This is a genomic window from Actinomadura chokoriensis (assembly GCF_041463665.1).
Lineage (GTDB): Bacteria > Actinomycetota > Actinomycetes > Streptosporangiales > Streptosporangiaceae > Spirillospora > Spirillospora chokoriensis_A.
Window position 1 is genome coordinate 1 of the sequence record NZ_JAXCEJ010000007.1, and the last position, 16,045, is coordinate 16,045.

Below are 16,045 nucleotides of genomic sequence, written 5' to 3' on the forward strand. Positions count from 1 at the left end.
GCTGGCCACCCGCTACGACAAAACCCCCGAAAGCTACGAAGCCGGACTCCACCTGCGCGCAGCCATCATCTGGCTGCGCAGCCTCCCAGCCCCCTCATGATCTGAACTACGAACAGGCCCTAGTCGGAGCGTGTCCTTCCGGGAGCGAACTTCCGGGAGCGAACTGATCAGCTCGTGACGTACAGGGCCTGGTTGAAGGTGCCGGAGCCAGCGGTGGTCTCGCCCCGCAACTGGTAGGTGGCGGTGACGGTGGCGGTGGACGGGCACAGCAGGTTGCTGCCCGACTGCTTGCTCACCTTCGCGCCGTTCACGCCGACCTGCGCCTGGTTGTTGCTGGTGACGGGACGGTTGGCGTTGTCGGGGTTGTAGCCGTTGGCGGTGAGGCTCCCGCCGAACACGCAGGTGATCCCGCCGAACAGGTCCACCACGGCCTTGACCTTGAAGTTGGCGATCGTCACGGCCGCGTCGCGGTTGCCGGTGTGCGCGGAGTCGTAGACGACGCTGCCGCCGGTCCACGGCAGGTTCTGCGGTGTGATGGTGGTGGCGGCGGTGCCGGTGCAGTTGCCGAAGCTGGCGCTGGCGATGCTGAGGCCGGTGCCGTTGGAGTTGATCGAGCCCGTCATCGTCGACTGGCTGCAGGAGCCGCTGCCGATCGACGTGGAGACGGTCGCGGTGCCGAGCAGGGCCGCCTGGACGTTGCCCGAGTAGGCGGCGGCGCTCCCGGAGCCCTTGCGGATGGTCGTGGTCGCGGCGGAGGCGGGCGTGATGCCAGCGGCGAGGACGGCCAGCGCGGCGGTCCCGATGATCGCGGTCTGTCTGATTTGTGCCACCGGATACTCCTCTGTCCGGTTCGGGGTGGGCATACGCGAAAGTAATTCGCGTTGAATCGCCGGGCAATGGACGGCGGTCGATCCCGGCCTGGCCGGATTGGGACACCCGCCGGTGTCTGCTGGTGATTGCACGCGGCCGAGCCGGGTGAGGGCAATGTCGCGCGGTGTCACCTTGACCGCGAATCGCATCCGTGTTTCGCCGACGAAGAGCGAACGGCGTCCCCGGTCCGGAGAACCTGGGCTAGGTTGGCGGGAACGGCCGGACTGACGGCTCACCATGAGCAGGGAGGGCGGAGTGCGCGACTCTCGGCGTCCTCCCCTGCCCGGGGCGCGGCTGTCCGCGGCCCGGCTGCTCGTCGTCCTGCTGGGCATGCTCGGGTTCGTCGCCGGGCCGGTCGGCACCGCGGCCCACGGCGGGACGCCCCCCACGGGAACGATCTCCGGCGTCCGGACCGTGCCAGCGCAGAAGGCGCCCGCCCGCACCAGGGCGTCCACCAAGCCGCGGACCACCCGGCACGCCCAGGCGGCCGTCGCATGGCACGCCGCCGGGGCCGCCACGCCGAGCGCGCAGCCGGCGTCGGCCGCGCTCCCGGTGTCCGGCGCCGCCGTCCCGCCGCCGCCGGCGGGGCGCCCCGGCCTCACCGCCACCGGGCCCGCCTCGCCCGACCTCGCGCCGCGCGCCGTCCCGCGCGGGCGCGCACCGCCCTCCACCACACGGATCTGAGTCACCTGTCCGCGGTGCCGCACGCTGAGGCGCGGCGCCGAAGCCCCGTGTGGAGGTTCCCTCTTGACTCGCGCCAACCTGGTGCGGGCGGTACTGGCGTTCGCCGTGCTCGCCACATCGTTCTACTTCGCCTGGTCAACCCCGCCCCGCCTCGGCCTCGACCTCCGCGGCGGCACCCAGATCGTCCTCGAGACCCAGGACTCGCCGACCGTCAAGGCCGGCCGCGAGTCCACCGACCGCGCCCGTGAGGTCCTGCACCGGCGCATCGACGCGCTCGGCGTCGCCGAGTCGTCCATCACCCGGTCCGGCGACCAGCGGCTGATCGTGGAGCTGCCGGACGTCCAGGACCCGACCCGCGCCACCGAGGCGATCGGCAAGACCGCGCAGCTCACCGCGCATCCCGTGCTGCCCAACACCGGCAAGGCCGAGAAGGGGCAGCAGCTGATCCCGGACGAGAGCGGGCAGCAGATCCTCGTCGGCCCCGCCGCGCTCACCGGCGCCGGCATCGGCGAGGCGAGCGCCTCCTACGACGCGCAGAACGCCGGCGGCTGGGCCGTCAACGTCGGCTTCAAGGGCGGCGGGGGCAAGACCTGGGAGCGGCTGACCGCCAAGGCCGCCTGCGCCGCCGGGGACGAGCGGCGCGTCGCGATCGTCCTGGACGGCAAGGTCATCTCCTCGCCGCAGGTGACCCAGAGCGTGCCCTGCGGCGTCGGCATCACCGGCGGATCCACCCAGATCACCGGCGACTTCACCGCCACCGAGGCCAAGGACCTCGCGGCCCTCATCGAGGGCGGCTCGCTGCCCGTCCCCGTGAAGATCATCGAGCAGCGGGTGGTCGGCCCGACGCTCGGCGACGAGGCCATCGACGCCAGCGCCAAGGCCGCGGTCATCGGCATCGTCCTGACCGGCCTGTTCATCATGGCCGTCTACCGCCTCGTCGGCCTCCTCGCCACGGTCGCGCTCGCCGGCTACGCGCTGATCTCCTACGGCGCCCTCGTCGCGATCGGCGCGACGCTCACCCTGCCCGGACTCGCCGGTTTCGTCCTGGCCGTCGGCATGGCGATCGACGCCAACGTGCTGGCCTTCGAACGGGCCAGAGAGGAACGGGCGGCGGCGCCGGGCCGCAGCGCGCGGGCGGCGCTGTCCATCGGGTTCGGCAAGGCGTGGTCGGCGATCGCGGACTCGGCCGTCACGACGCTGCTGGCCGGCGGCCTGCTGTTCTTCCTCGCGTCCGGGCCGGTCCGGGGCTTCGGCGTCACGCTGACCATCGGCGTGCTCGGCTCCCTCATCTCCGCGATGCTGCTGAGCCGCGTCCTCACCGACGCCGCCGCCGCGCGGATGCCGAGGCTCGCCAAGGGCCGGATGGGTGGGCTCGGCGGCGCGGGGCGGATCCGCACCTGGCTGGAGACGAGCGGCCCCGACATCATGAAGCGCAGCCGGATGTGGCTCGGGATCTCCGCGCTCGCGGTGGTCGTCGCCGTGACCGGGATCTTCGCTCGCGGGCTGAACTTCGGCGTGGAGTTCACCGGCGGCCGGCTCGTCGAGTACTCCACCAGCCGGCACGTCGACATCGACCGGGCCCGCGCCGCCGTCGCGGACGCCGGGTTCCCGCGCGCCGTCGTGCAGACGTCCGGGAAGGACGACATCTCCGTCCGCACGGTCGACCTGACCAACGCGGACGAGAAGCGGATCCAGGACGCCCTGGCCGAGGAGGGCGGCGGCGCCGTCAAGGAGCGCGACGAGCTCATCGGGCCGAGCCTCGGCGACGAGCTGCGGACCAAGGCGCTCATCGCCCTCGGCGTCGCGTTGCTGGTGCAGCTCGCCTACCTGACGATCCGGTTCCGCTGGACGTTCGCGGCGGGCTCGGTGCTCGCCATGTTCCACGACATCACGATCGTCACCGGCGTCTTCGCCTGGCTCGGCAAACCCGTCGACGGGGTCTTCCTCGCCGCGCTGCTCACGATCATCGGGTACTCGGTGAACGACTCCGTCGTCGTGTTCGACCGCGTGCGGGAGATGTGGACGGCCAATCCCAAGGGCCGGTTCGCCGACATCGCGAACCGGGGCACGCTGCAGACCGTCCCGCGGACGATCAACACCGGCATGGGCGCGCTGTTCATCCTCGCCGCGCTCGCCGTCCTCGGCGGCGACTCGCTGACCGACTTCGCGATCGCCCTGCTGATCGGCATCGTCGTCGGCACGTACTCCAGCGTCTTCACCGCGACGCCCATCGCCGTCGTCCTGGAGCGCTACGCGAAGGCCCCGCCGCCGCAGGGCAAGAACAAGCGGAAGCCGGTCCGGCGCACCGCCGACGACTCCGGCGCGGTCGTCTAGCGCCCGCCCGCCGCCGGGGGCGGCGCCCCCGGCGGCGGGCCCGGCGGGCGCCGCCGCGTCAGTGCGGCACCACGGAGCGCGTGAGCGGCCCGTCCCTGCCGGTGACCAGGCAGAAGATCAATCGGCTCCCGGCCTCCCAACCGCCCCTGTCCGGTAGGGCGAAGGTCACGTCGGCAATGTCGAACGGAGGTTTGGCACCCCAGACTTTGACGCCGCGCTTGACGCAGCCGTCGAGCGCTCTCCGCTCCAGCTGCTTCGCTCCCGGATACTTGTCGCCCTGCACCGTGTAGACGGCGAGCACCTCGTACTTGTGCTTCTTGGTGCACGGAATGAGGGGCTGGTCGCCGTTGTCGTCCCATTCCTTGACGCAGTCTCCCGGCGAGAGCTCGGTGGTGTACTGCGACTTCGTCTCCATGGTCTGGTCGAGGGGCGCCGGAAGCAGACCGGATCCGGTGTAGCGCATGACGCATTTCACGGTGCGGTTCCCGTCCTTCCACGCGTCCTCGTCCGGCGAGGCGGTATGGAGCTGCAGGTCCTTGCCGTAGCGGCTCCGCTCCAGGAATTCCGTCCGCTCGCGGCACAAGGTCCATGCCCGATTGCCGAGATCCTGCCTGCCCGGATACGGCATGTCCGGGAGTTCCCCTTCGGCGCTGACCTCGCCCTGGTGAGGCGTGGTGCACGGCAGGGGTCTCACGAACAGGCCGTCGGGGGCCTCCTCGAACTCGCTGAAGCAGTCGCCCGGCCGCATCGCGGTGACCGCGACCTTGCCGTCCTCGCGGGCGGCCGATCCCGTGGACAGCGGGCCGACGGTCACGGCGACGGAGACGGCGGCGACCCAGGCCGCGGACACGGCGAGGGCGCCGACGGCGAGGCCCTTGCCCTTCTCGCCCCGCCGGCCCGTCTGGACTAAGGCGGTGACCGCGAACGCGACCGCGAGCACGATCATCCCAAGCAGGCCGGTGACCAGCGCGAAGACGGCGAACCGGTTCGTCCGCCGCTGGACGGGGCCGAGCGGGGCGAACGGTGGCGGAGGCGGAGGCGAGCCCGGGAGCGCGGTGGGGGCGGGCGCACCGGGCGGGGGCGCGTCGGATGCGGGCGCGTCCGGCGGGGCCCAGGCGAGCTTGTCGTCGTCGGGCGGGGGCGCGGTCATGGCAGCAACCTCTTCTTCAGGGGGCGGTCCTCGCTCTCGCCCAGGCAGACGACGGTGCGGACGCCCTCCGTCCAGTCGTCCTTCTCCGGGGGCACCCACGAGACGAGGTCCGGTGTCCGGGCCCCGCGGAAGACCCGCCCGTAGCGCCTGTCGCAGCCGGCCTCGGCCTGCCGCTCGGCCGCCTTGGAGCCCGGGTATGGTCCGTCCTTCAGCGCGAAGACGGCGTAGACCTCCATCCAGTGCTCCTCGGTGCAGGAGAGGGTGCGCTGGGCCACGGCGTCGTCGTTCCACTTGCCGAGGCAGTCGCCGCGGACGAGCTCGTGCCAGAGCTTCACGTTCGGGTCCAGGGTCTGGGCGAGCGGCGTGCTGATCTTCCCGGCGCCCTCGTAGTGCATCAGGCAGAGCACCTCCCGGTCCCCGCTCCGCCAGGTCGTTCTGCTCGGTTCGACGACGTAGGGCTGCAGGTGCTCGTCGTACCTGCTCTTCTGCAGGCGGGTGAGCCGCCGGGAGCACGCCTTGGACGCCTGCTCGAAGACCTCGCCGTCGCCGGGGTAGGCGCCGTCGGGCAGGCGCAGCTTGGCGACGACCTCGCCCTCGTGCGGCTGCGTGCAGGGCAGCGCGGTCACGAGCGAGGTCCTGACGTTCCCGCTGAAACCGGTGAAGCAGTCGCCGACGCGCAGCAGGCCGGGGAGCACCTTGTCGCTCCGGGCGACGTGCCCCGACTCGTCCCGCTCGACGGTGAGCAGGGAACCGGCGGCCGCCGCCGCGGCGACCACCCCGGCGACGAGCCAGACGGCCGAGGCGGCCAGGCCGCCGGCGGCGAGGCCCTTGCCCTTCTCGCCCCTGCGGCCGGCCTGGACGAGTGCGGCGATGCCGAAGCCCACCGCGAACGGGAACAGCCCGAGAAGGCCGGTGACCAGGGCCGCGATCGCGAGCCGGTTCGTCCTCGCGGGAACGTGCGGCGTCGCGGGACCTGGCGGCGGCACCGGAATCGGCGGGGCAGCCGGCTGTGGCACGGGCTGCCCGGCGGAGGACGGGGCCGGGGCGGGAGGGGTGCCGGGCGGGGGCGCGTCCGGCGAGGCCCAGCCGGAATCCGGCGCGCCCTCTTCGCCGGGCTGGACGGGGCCGTCCGGGACGTCGTCAGTGGGGGGTGGCGTGGTCACGGCGGAACGGTAACCGGAACGTTCAATGAACACGGCAATTCCGGCAGAAGTCGATCAATCTGTGACCGGCGACGCCGTGGCCGGGGCGCCCGCCCCGGCCACGGGCGACCTCAGGCGAGCGGCGGCTGCGGCTCGTCGTTCTCCGCCCTGATCACCTGCATGACCGCGTTGATCAGCGCCAGATGGGTGAACGCCTGCGGGAAGTTGCCGAGGTGCCGGCCGGTGTGCGGGTCGATCTCCTCCGCGTACAGCTGCAGCGGGCTCGCATACGACAGCAGCTTCTCGCACAGCGCCCGCGCCCGCTCCAGCTCGCCGATCATCACCAGGGCGCTGACCAGCCAGAAGGAGCAGATCGTGAACGTGCCCTCCTCGGACTCGAACCCGTCGTCGGTCTCCGTCGCCCGGTAGCGCAGGACGAGGTCGTCCTCCGACAGCTCGTCCGCGATGGCGAGGACGGTCTCGCGGACCCGCTTGTCGTCGGCGGGCAGGAAGCCGAGCAGCGGGATGAGCAGCGCCGAGGCGTCCAGCGCCGTCGCGCCGTAGTGGGCGGTGAAGACGCCGCGCTCGTCCAGCGCGTGGGCGAGCACGTCCTCGTGGATCTCGTCGGCGGCGGCCTGCCAGCGGCGCGCCCGGTCCTGGTCGCCGCGGACCCGGGCGAGCCGGGCGCCGCGCTCGGCCGCCACCCAGCAGAAGATCTTCGAGGAGGTGAAGTGCTGGGGTTCGCCGCGCACCTCCCACATGCCGCAGTCGGGGGTGCGCCAGTTGGCGAGGGCGTCCTCCACCTGCTTGATGATGATCTTCCAGAGCCGGTCGTCGAGGCGGTCGCGCTTGCGCACGAACAGGTAGATGGAGCCGATGATCGCGCCCCACACGTCGTGCTGCGCCTGCATGTACGCCTCGTTGCCGATGCGCACGGGACGGGCGTTGCCGTAGCCGGTGAGATGCTCCAGCGTGGACTCGGGCAGCTCCTCCCGCCCGTCCAGCCCGTACATGATCTGCAGCTTGCCCTCGGCGGCCTCGGCGACGTCGGTGATGAAGTAGAAGAAGTCGTTGGCCTCCCAGTCGTAGCCGAGCGTGTAGAACGCCCACAGCGCCATCGTGGAGTCGCGGATCCAGGTGTAGCGGTAGTCCCAGTTGCGGTCGCCGCCCGGCGACTCCGGCAGCGACGTCGTCGCCGCCGCCGCGACCGCGCCCGACGGCGCGAACGTCAGGCCCTTCAGCGTGAGCGCGCTGCGCTGCAGGTGACTGCGCCACGGATGGTCGGGGAAGCGGCCCCGGTCGAGCCAGTGCTGCCAGTGGTGGACGGTCCAGACGAGCCGTTCCTGCGCCTCCTCCCACGACGAGGGCGCCGCGTGCTCGCTCCACGACAGCGCCACGAACCGGGACTCGCCCTGCTTCAGCAGCGTCCGGGACGTGGCGAGCGACCCCTCGAACCCGACGTTCATGTCGGTGGTGAGCCGCAGCCCGACGCCGTTGCCGCGCGCGACGGCCTCGTGGTAGCCGGCGCCGGTGTGCTCCCAGCGCGCCGGCGTCTGGCCGTAGTCGAACACCGGCATGCAGTCGAGCCGGACCTGGGCCTGCCCGTTCACGCACCGCACCATCCGCAGCAGGACGTGGTCGGCGTCGTAGTCCGTCGGCGCCCTGCGATGCGTGTGGGAACGCTCGGTCTCGTGGTGCCACGGGCCCATGAGCAGCGCGTCCGTCACCACGAGCCAGCCGCCGTGCACCCACCAGGTGGTCTCCATCACCATGGTGCCGGGGATGTACCGCTGCGCGGCGGGCACCTCCACGCCCGCCGGGCCGACCCGGAAGTACCCGGCGTCGCGGTCCAGGATCGACCCGAACACGCTCGGCGAGTCCATCCGCGGCAGGCACATCCACTCGATGTTCCCGCTCGGCGCGACCAGGGCGGTCGTCTCGCAGTCGGACAGGAACCCGAAATCGGCTATGGGGGCGAACGGATCTCCCGCCCGGCCGCCGGCCACCTTCGGCCTCAAAGCCTCACCTCCTTGATCCATCATTACCTCTTCTGAGCCATGGGTGCGCCAGGGGCCGGTCGAGTCCCCCGGCCGGCGCCCCGGCGCCGTGTGGTGTCGGTCTCCCCATTGGAATAGACCATTATCTGCGGTCTGACCTGGGAAAACGTACTCCGGCGCACCGGGCGCCGAGCAGCCGCCCGCTGCGCGGGTACAGTCCCGGCAAACAGGGCAGCGGACCTGCCTCCGCCTCGGGGAGCGCGACGGAGCGCGCCCCCGGCGCGGCGGGCCCGGACCTGCCACTGGGTGGAACCGGAGCGAGAAGGAGCTCCCCGTGCCGAAGTTCGTGTACGACTTCACTGAGGGAAACAAGGACCTCAAGGATCTGCTGGGCGGCAAGGGCGCCAACCTGGCCGAGATGACCAACCTCGGACTGCCCGTGCCCCCCGGGTTCACGATCACCACCGAGGCCTGCCGGCACTACCTCGAGCACGGGACCCTGCCCGAGGGCCTGGCGGACGAGGTGAACGCGCACCTCGCAGACCTGGAGTCCGCGATGGGCAAGAAGCTCGGCCAGAGCGACGACCCGCTGCTGGTGAGCGTCCGGTCCGGCGCCAAGTTCAGCATGCCGGGAATGATGGAGACCGTCCTCAACGTCGGCCTGAACGATGAGTCCGTGCACGGCCTCGCCCGGCAGGTGGGGGCCACGGAGGCAGAGGGACAGCGGTTCGCGTGGGACTCCTACCGGCGGCTGATCCAGATGTTCGGCAAGACCGTCCTGGACATCGACGGCGACCTCTTCGAGGACGCCATCGACGACGTCAAGCGGGCCCGCGGCAGCGACCAGGACGCCGACCTGGTCGCCGACGACTTCAAGGAGCTCGTCGGCCGGTTCAAGACCATCGTGCGGGAGGAGGCCGGGCGCGACTTCCCGACCGACCCGCGCGAGCAGATGGACCTCGCGGTCAAGGCGGTGTTCGACTCCTGGAACGCGCCCCGCGCGATCCTCTACCGGCGGCAGGAGCGCATCCCCGTCGACCTCGGCACCGCCGTCAACATCTGCTCGATGGTCTTCGGCAACATGGGCCTCGACTCGGGGACGGGCGTCGCGTTCACCCGCGACCCCGCGTCCGGCCAGCAGGGTGTCTACGGCGACTACCTGCAGAACGCCCAGGGCGAGGACGTCGTCGCCGGCATCCGCAACACGGTGCCGCTGACCGAGCTGGGGCGCATCGACAAGGCGTCCTACGACCGGCTTCTCGACATCATGGAGACGCTGGAGAACCACTACCGCGACATGTGCGACATCGAGTTCACGATCGAGCGCGGGAAGCTGTGGATGCTGCAGACCCGGGTCGGCAAGCGCACCGCCGCCGCGGCGTTCCGCATCGCCTGCCAGCTGCTCGACCAGGGGCTCATCGACGTGGACGAGGCCGCTCGCCGCGTCACCGGCGACCAGCTCGCGCAGCTCATGTTCCCCCGCTTCGCCAGCAAGGTGGACGGCTACCGCAAGCTCACCAAGGGCATGAACGCCTCGCCGGGCGCCGCCGTCGGCAAGGCCGTGTTCAGCTCCGACCGGGCCGTGGAACTCGCCGAGCGGGGCGAGGACGTGATCCTCGTCCGCCGCGAGACCAACCCCGACGACCTCGCCGGCATGGTCGCGGCCAAGGGCGTCCTCACCTCGCGCGGCGGCAAGACCTCGCACGCCGCGGTCGTCGCGCGCGGCATGGGCAAGGTCTGCGTGTGCGGCGCCGAGGAACTGGACGTCGACGTCAAGAACGGGCACTTCGCCGCCCCCGGCGGCGTGACCGTGAGCGAGGGCGACGTCATCTCGATCGACGGGTCGTCCGGCGACGTCTACCTCGGCGAGGTACCCGTCGAGGACTCGCCCGTCGTCCGGTACTTCGAGGGCGAGCTGCCCGCGGAGGGCGGCGACGACCTCGTCAAGGCCGTCGACCGCGTCATGAAGCACGCCGACGCGCGCGCCGCGCTGAAGGTCCGCGCGAACTCCGACAACCCGGAGGACTCCGCGCGGGCCCGCCGGTTCGGCGCCGCCGGCATCGGGCTGTGCCGCACCGAGCACATGTTCCTCGGGGACCGGCGCCGGCTCATCGAGAAGCTCGTCCTCGCCGAGGACGACGGCGAGCGGCAGGTCGCGCTGGACGCCCTGGAGCCGCTGCAGAAGAGCGACTTCGAGGGCATCTTCGAGGCCATGGACGGGCTGCCCGTCACGATCCGGCTCATCGACCCGCCCCTGCACGAGTTCCTCCCCGACATCACCGAGCTTTCGGTCAGGGTCGCGCTCGCGGGCGACGACGCGGACGCGCAGGACCGGAGACTGCTCGAGGCAGTCAACCGACTGCACGAGCAGAACCCTATGCTCGGACTGCGCGGCGTGCGGCTCGGTTTGGTGATTCCCGGTCTGTTCGCCATGCAGGTCCGCGCGATCGCCGAAGCCGCGGCGGCGCGGCGGAAGGCGGGCGGCGACCCGCGCCCGGAGATCATGATCCCGCTCGTCGGCGCGGTGCAGGAGCTGGAGGCGGTCCGCGACGAGGCACGCGGCATCCTGGAGCAGGTCGGAAAGGCCACCGGGGTCGACGTCCCGGCGCTGATCGGCACCATGATCGAGCTGCCGCGGGCGGCGCTGACCGCCGGGCAGATCGCCGAGGCCGCCGAGTTCTTCTCCTTCGGCACCAACGACCTCACCCAGACGACGTGGGGCTTCTCCCGCGACGACGTCGAGGCGGCGTTCTTCTCCCGCTACCTGGAACTCGGCATCTTCGGGGTGTCGCCGTTCGAGACGCTGGACCGGGAGGGCGTCGGGCGGCTCGTCCGCATCGCCGCGGAGGAGGGCCGCAAGGCGCGTCCGGGCATCAAGCTCGGCATCTGCGGCGAGCACGGCGGCGACCCCGACTCGGTGCACTTCTGCCACGAGGTCGGCCTGGACTACGTGTCCTGCTCGCCGTTCCGCATCCCCGTCGCCCGGCTGGAGGCCGGCCGCGCGGCGATCGCGGCGGCCGACGCCGCAGGCGGCGGGCGGGGCGGCAGCGACAGCCGCTGACGTCTGCGCGCCGGCGGCCGGTTCCCGCACGCGGGAGATCGGCCGCCGGCACGCGCGCGAGTTCCGCGACACGCGGTTGTGAACTTCGGACGCGCGCCGGACCATCTCAATAGTGTGTCCGATGCGATGACGTTGGAAGTGGAATTGCCGGAGCCCCAGCCCGAAGAGCCCGCCGCCGAGGAGCGGGAGGACCGCCCGCGCGAGCGGCGCCGGCGGCCGCTGTGGTTCACGATCCCGGTGAGCGTCCTGCTCGGGCTGCTCGCGATCGCCGTGCTGACCCCGCTGACCGTCGGCGCGCGGATCTGGTACCAGGCCCGGCAGGACGAGCGGCCCCGCTCGGACGCGATCATCGTGCTGGGCGCCGCGCAGTACAACGGGGCGCCGTCCCCGACGCTGAAATGGCGGCTGCAGCACGCCCTGGAGCTCTACCGCGACGGCGTCGCGCCCGCCATCGTCACCGTCGGTGGCAAGGCGTCCGGCGACAACTACACCGAGGCGGGCACCGGCCGCGCCTGGCTGATCGAGAAGGGCGGGGTGCCCGCGTCCAAGGTGTTCGCGGTGCCCGTCGGGCGGGACACGCTGGAGAGCCTGAAGGCCGTCGGCACGGAGTTCGACCGGCACCACTGGAAGTCCGCCGTGATCGTCACCGACCCGTGGCACGGGCTGCGGTCCAAGAAGATGGCCGGGGACCAGGGCATCGAGGCCGCCGCCTCGCCGACCCGCAGCGGGCCGAGCGTGCAGACCCGCGACACGCAGTTCAACTACATCGCCCGGGAGACCGGCGGCTACCTGTCGTACGTGCTGCTGGGCAGGAGTGTCCAGGTGCCGGACGAGACCATCAAGCGCATCCGCATCGACCCGTCCGGCACGCCGTCGTCTCCGTCGTCTCCGTCGGCCTCCGCGTCGCCGAGCCGCTGAAGCCGGTCGCGCCCGCTTACCCTGGATAGGGCCATGACGAGCAATGACATTGAGGGCTACACCGCCCGCGACCGGCAGCGGTGGGCGCCGGAGCCGGCCAAGCGCCGCGACCGGACGGCGTTCGAACGCGACCGCGCGCGCGTCCTGCACAGCGCGGCCCTGCGGCGGCTGGCCGCCAAGACGCAGGTCGCCTCGCCCGGCGCGGACGCGGTGGCCGACACCGTGCAGAGCCTGCGCACCCGGCTGACCCACTCGCTGGAATGCGCCCAGGTCGGCCGCGAGCTGGGCAAATCCCTCGGCTGCGACCCCGATCTGGTCGAGGCGGCGTGCCTGTCGCACGACATCGGCCACCCGCCGTTCGGCCACAACGGCGAGTCGGCGCTGGACGTCGTCGCGCGCGACTGCGGCGGCTTCGAGGGCAACGCGCAGAGCCTGCGCGTCCTGACCCGGCTGGAGCCGAAGTCGTTCGCGGTGGACGGCCCGCCCCTGAACGGGCGCAGCGTCGGCCTCAACCTGACCCGCGCCGCCCTGGACGCCGCCATGAAGTACCCGTGGCCGCAGGCCGAAGCGGTCAACGGGAAGTTCGGCGTCTACGACGACGACCTCGACGTCGCCACCTGGGTCCGGGAGGGCGCGCCCGACGGCCGGACGTGCTTCGAGGCCCAGGTCATGGACTGGAGCGACGACGTCGCCTACTCCGTCCACGACCTGGAGGACGCGCTGGTCGCCGGGCACATCGACTTCGCCCGCCTCGCCGACCCCACCGAGCGCCGCCTCGTGGCCGCCACCGCCGCCAAGCTGTACTGCGCCGACGCCGAGCTCGCCGAGCTGGAGGAGCGCTTCGCCGCGCTGCTCGCCGAACCGTACTGGCCGGACCGCTACGACGGCACGCCGCGCAGCCTCGCCGCCCTGAAGAACCTGACCAGCACGCTGATCGGGCGGTTCTGCCTGGCCGCCGAGACCGCGACCCGGGACGCCTACGGCCTCCGCCCGCTGACCCGGTACGCGGCGGAGCTGATCGTGCCGCGGCAGCAGCGGCTGGAGAACGCCCTGCTCAAGGGCATCACCGCGCACTACGTGTGGATCAGCCACGAGGAGATCAGGGCCCGGCAGCGGACGCTGATCACCGAGCTGGCCGAGATGATGCTGGCCGGGGCGCCCGACTCCCTCGACCCCGGCTTCCGGGAGGCGTTCGTGGACGCCTCCGACGACGCGGCGCGGCTGCGCGCCGTCGTCGACCAGATCGCCTCGCTGACCGACCTGTCCGCGATGGCCCGGCACCGGATGCTGGGCGGACGGCCGCGCTGACGGCGAACGTTTCCGGGCGGGCACGGCGCGGAAATACGCCTAGACGCGCCCACGACGCTCTTGTCTCGTCACAGGGGGCGCTGTAGGGATGGCTACAGGTCAACTACAGGAGGTCGCCATGCCCGAGGAGACGTTCGTCATCGCCGGAGCGAGCCTGGCCGGAGCCAAGGCGGCGGAGACGCTTCGCGAGGAGGGTTTCACGGGCAGGGTGCTGCTGGTCGGGGACGAGATCGAGCGGCCGTACGAGCGTCCGCCGCTGTCCAAGGGCTTCCTGCTCGACAAGGAGCCCCGGGAGAAGGCGCACGTCCACGAGGCGGACTGGTACGACAAGCACGACGTGGAGCTGCGGCTCGGCACCTCCGTGGCCTCGATCGACCGGGACGCGCACCAGGTGCGGTTGTCGACGAAGGAACCTGTCTCCTATACGAGGCTGCTGCTGGCGACCGGCGCCTCCCCGCGGAGGCTGGATGTGCCCGGGTCCAAGTTGCAGGGCATCCACTACCTGCGCACGATGGCCGACTCGGCGGCGCTGAAGCAGGCGCTCGCGCACGGCGGCCGACGCGTCGTGGTGGCGGGCGCGGGCTGGATCGGGCTGGAGACGGCCGCGGCCGCCCGCTCCTACGGCAACGACGTGACGGTCATCGACCCGGAGCCGACGCCGCTGCACGCCGCCATGGGGCCCGAACTCGGCGGGCTGTTCGCCGACCTGCACCGCGAGCACGGCGTCGACCTCCGGATGGACCAGGGCGTGGCCGGGTTCTGGGGCGCGGGGCAGGTGTCGGCCGTCGTGACCTCCGGCGGCGCGGAGGTGCCCGCGGACGTCGTGATCGTCGGGATCGGGGTGCGGCCCAACACCGCGCTGGCGGAGGAGGCGGGGCTGGAGGTCTCCGACGGGATCCTCGTCGACCAGTCGCTGCGCACGTCCGACCCCGACATCTTCGCGGCCGGCGACGTCGCAAACGCCTACAACCCGCTGCTCGGGCGGCGGATCCGCGTGGAGCACTGGGCGAACGCGCTGAACGGCGGGCCCGCCGCCGCCCGCGCCATGCTCGGCCAGGACGTCGTCTACGACCGGATCCCGTACTTCTTCAGCGACCAGTACGACCTCGGCATGGAGATGTCGGGCGTCGCGTCTCCGGGGGAGTACGACGAGGTCGTGTACCGGGGGGACCGCGCGGCCCGCGAGTTCGTTTCGTTCTGGCTGTCCGGCGGCCGGGTCGTCGCCGGGATGAACGTCAACGTGTGGGACGTCACCGGAGACGTCCAGGCGCTGATCCGCTCGGGCCGCCCGGTGGACGCCGCCCGCCTCGCCGACCCGGAGACGCCGCTGGCCGACCTCGCCTGAGCGCCGGACGGGACATACAGTCGGCCGGATGGTCACGGAAAGGATCGAGACGCGCCGGCGGGCGCGCGTCGCGGTGACGGCGGCGTTCACCGCGCACGGGCTCGTCGCCGCCGCATGGGTCGCCCGCATCCCGCAGATCAAGGAGCATCTCGGGCTGAGCGAGGGCGCGATGGGCGTCGCGCTGCTCGGCGCCCCGGTCGGCGTCGTGGCCGCCGTCCGGTTCGCGGGCCGGGCCGTCGCCCGGTGGGGCAGCCGGGCGACGACCGTGGCCGCCGGCGTGGCCTCCGCGCTGTCCCTGATCCCGCTCGGCCTCGCCTGGAACCTGTCCGCGCTGGTCGTCGCCCTGCTGCTGATGGGCGGCTCGCTCGGCCTGATGGACGTGGCGATGAACGCCCAGGGCGTGGCCGTCGAACGCGGCTACGGTCGTCCGCTGATGTCCGGCCTGCACGGCGCCTACAGCATCGGGACGCTCCTGGCGGCGCTGGCCGGGGCGGGGGCCGCGCACGCGGGCGTCCCCGTCCCGCTGCATCTGCCGGCCGCGGCCGTCCTGCTGTGCGCCTTCGTCGTGGTCGGCTGCCGCGGGCTGCTGGACGGCTCGGCCGACGCGCCGCCCGAGCCGGACGAGGGGAGGGCGCTTCCCGCGCGGGCGTCGCGGTGGCCGCTGACGATGCTCGGCGTCATCGGGCTGTGCTCGTTCGTCGGCGAGGGCGCGATGGCCGACTGGAGCGCCGTCTACCTGCGGGAGGATCTCGGCGCGGGGCCCGGCGGCGCGGGCCTCGGCTACGCCGGCTGCGCGGTGGCGATGACCGCCGGGCGGCTGTTCGGGGACCGCGTCGTCGCGCGGTGCGGGCCGGTCCCGGTGCTGCGCGCCGGGTCGCTGGTCGCCGCGCTCGGCCTCGGGTGCGGCCTCGCCGCCGGGCACCCGGCGGCGGCGGTGGCCGGGTTCACGCTGTTCGGCCTCGGCGCCGCCGTGGTGGCGCCGGTCACCTTCAGCGCCGCCGGCAACCTGCCCGGCGTGCCCGCCGCGGCCGGGATCTCCCGGGTCACCGCGATCGGCTACGCCGGCCTGCTCGGCGGCCCGCCCGTCATCGGGTTCGTCGCCGAGGGGGTGGGGCTCGCGTGGGCGCTCGCCGTGCCCGTCGCGCTGGTCGGGCTGATCGTCCTGCTGGCCCCGGCGGCGGCCACCGCCGAGGGCTGACCGAGGGACCGCTGATCTTTAAGCGGGTTGTGACATTC

General features: G+C 72.5%; 11 protein-coding genes. 7 read left to right on the top strand and 4 right to left on the bottom strand.

Going from position 1 to position 16,045, the window contains the following annotated elements:
- Nucleotides 1–167 precede the first annotated feature (167 nt).
- Entirely contained in the window at nt 168–830 is a 663-nt protein-coding gene (locus SM418_RS13645; protein ID WP_371941210.1) for a hypothetical protein, read from the bottom strand.
- A gap of 295 nt (nt 831–1,125) precedes the next feature.
- Here SM418_RS13645 and SM418_RS13650 point away from each other — a divergent pair, with 295 nt between their 5' ends.
- Together SM418_RS13650 and secD are read left to right on the top strand one after the other, a co-directional pair.
- On the top strand, nt 1,126–1,554 hold the full coding sequence (locus SM418_RS13650; protein WP_371941209.1) for a hypothetical protein: 429 nt from the start codon (nt 1,126–1,128) through the stop codon (nt 1,552–1,554).
- Between the two features lie 63 nt (nt 1,555–1,617).
- Nucleotides 1,618–3,888: a protein translocase subunit SecD gene (gene secD, locus SM418_RS13655; protein WP_371941208.1), complete on the top strand. Its 2,271-nt coding sequence runs from the start codon at nt 1,618–1,620 to the stop codon at nt 3,886–3,888.
- Between the two features lie 58 nt (nt 3,889–3,946).
- On the opposite strand, the gene SM418_RS13660 is transcribed toward secD, so the two are convergent.
- The 3 genes from SM418_RS13660 to SM418_RS13670 all read right to left on the bottom strand — a co-directional run bounded on the left by SM418_RS13660 (nt 3,947) and on the right by SM418_RS13670 (nt 8,198).
- The gene (locus tag SM418_RS13660; protein WP_371941207.1) at nt 3,947–5,038 is read right to left on the bottom strand and encodes a DUF4190 domain-containing protein; all 1,092 of its coding nucleotides are present in this window, start codon (nt 5,036–5,038) and stop codon (nt 3,947–3,949) included.
- Nucleotides 5,035–6,201, bottom strand: coding sequence for a DUF4190 domain-containing protein (locus SM418_RS13665; RefSeq protein ID WP_371941206.1), 1,167 nt, complete (start codon nt 6,199–6,201; stop codon nt 5,035–5,037). The genes SM418_RS13660 and SM418_RS13665 overlap by 4 nt, the downstream gene beginning before the upstream one ends.
- A 110-nt stretch (nt 6,202–6,311) precedes the next feature.
- Entirely contained in the window at nt 6,312–8,198 is a 1,887-nt protein-coding gene (locus tag SM418_RS13670) for a glycoside hydrolase family 15 protein (RefSeq protein WP_371941205.1), read from the bottom strand.
- A 313-nt stretch (nt 8,199–8,511) separates the two neighbouring features.
- On the opposite strand from SM418_RS13670, the gene ppdK reads away from it, so the two are divergent.
- The 5 genes from ppdK to SM418_RS13695 all read left to right on the top strand — a co-directional run bounded on the left by ppdK (nt 8,512) and on the right by SM418_RS13695 (nt 16,007).
- The gene (ppdK, locus tag SM418_RS13675; protein ID WP_371941204.1) at nt 8,512–11,238 is read left to right on the top strand and encodes a pyruvate, phosphate dikinase; all 2,727 of its coding nucleotides are present in this window, start codon (nt 8,512–8,514) and stop codon (nt 11,236–11,238) included.
- A 126-nt stretch (nt 11,239–11,364) separates the two neighbouring features.
- Nucleotides 11,365–12,156 carry a YdcF family protein gene (locus tag SM418_RS13680; protein ID WP_371941203.1) on the top strand — a complete coding sequence of 264 codons (792 nt, stop codon included), beginning with the start codon at nt 11,365–11,367 and terminating at the stop codon, nt 12,154–12,156.
- Between the two features lie 33 nt (nt 12,157–12,189).
- On the top strand, nt 12,190–13,464 hold the full coding sequence (locus SM418_RS13685; RefSeq protein WP_371941201.1) for a deoxyguanosinetriphosphate triphosphohydrolase: 1,275 nt from the start codon (nt 12,190–12,192) through the stop codon (nt 13,462–13,464).
- A 118-nt stretch (nt 13,465–13,582) separates the two neighbouring features.
- A complete protein-coding gene (locus tag SM418_RS13690) occupies nt 13,583–14,809 on the top strand; it encodes an NAD(P)/FAD-dependent oxidoreductase (protein ID WP_371941200.1) in 1,227 nt (408 codons plus the stop codon).
- Between the two features lie 28 nt (nt 14,810–14,837).
- Nucleotides 14,838–16,007 (top strand): MFS transporter, encoded by a 1,170-nt coding sequence (locus SM418_RS13695; RefSeq protein WP_371941199.1) that lies wholly within the window; start codon nt 14,838–14,840, stop codon nt 16,005–16,007.
- Nucleotides 16,008–16,045 lie beyond the last annotated feature (38 nt).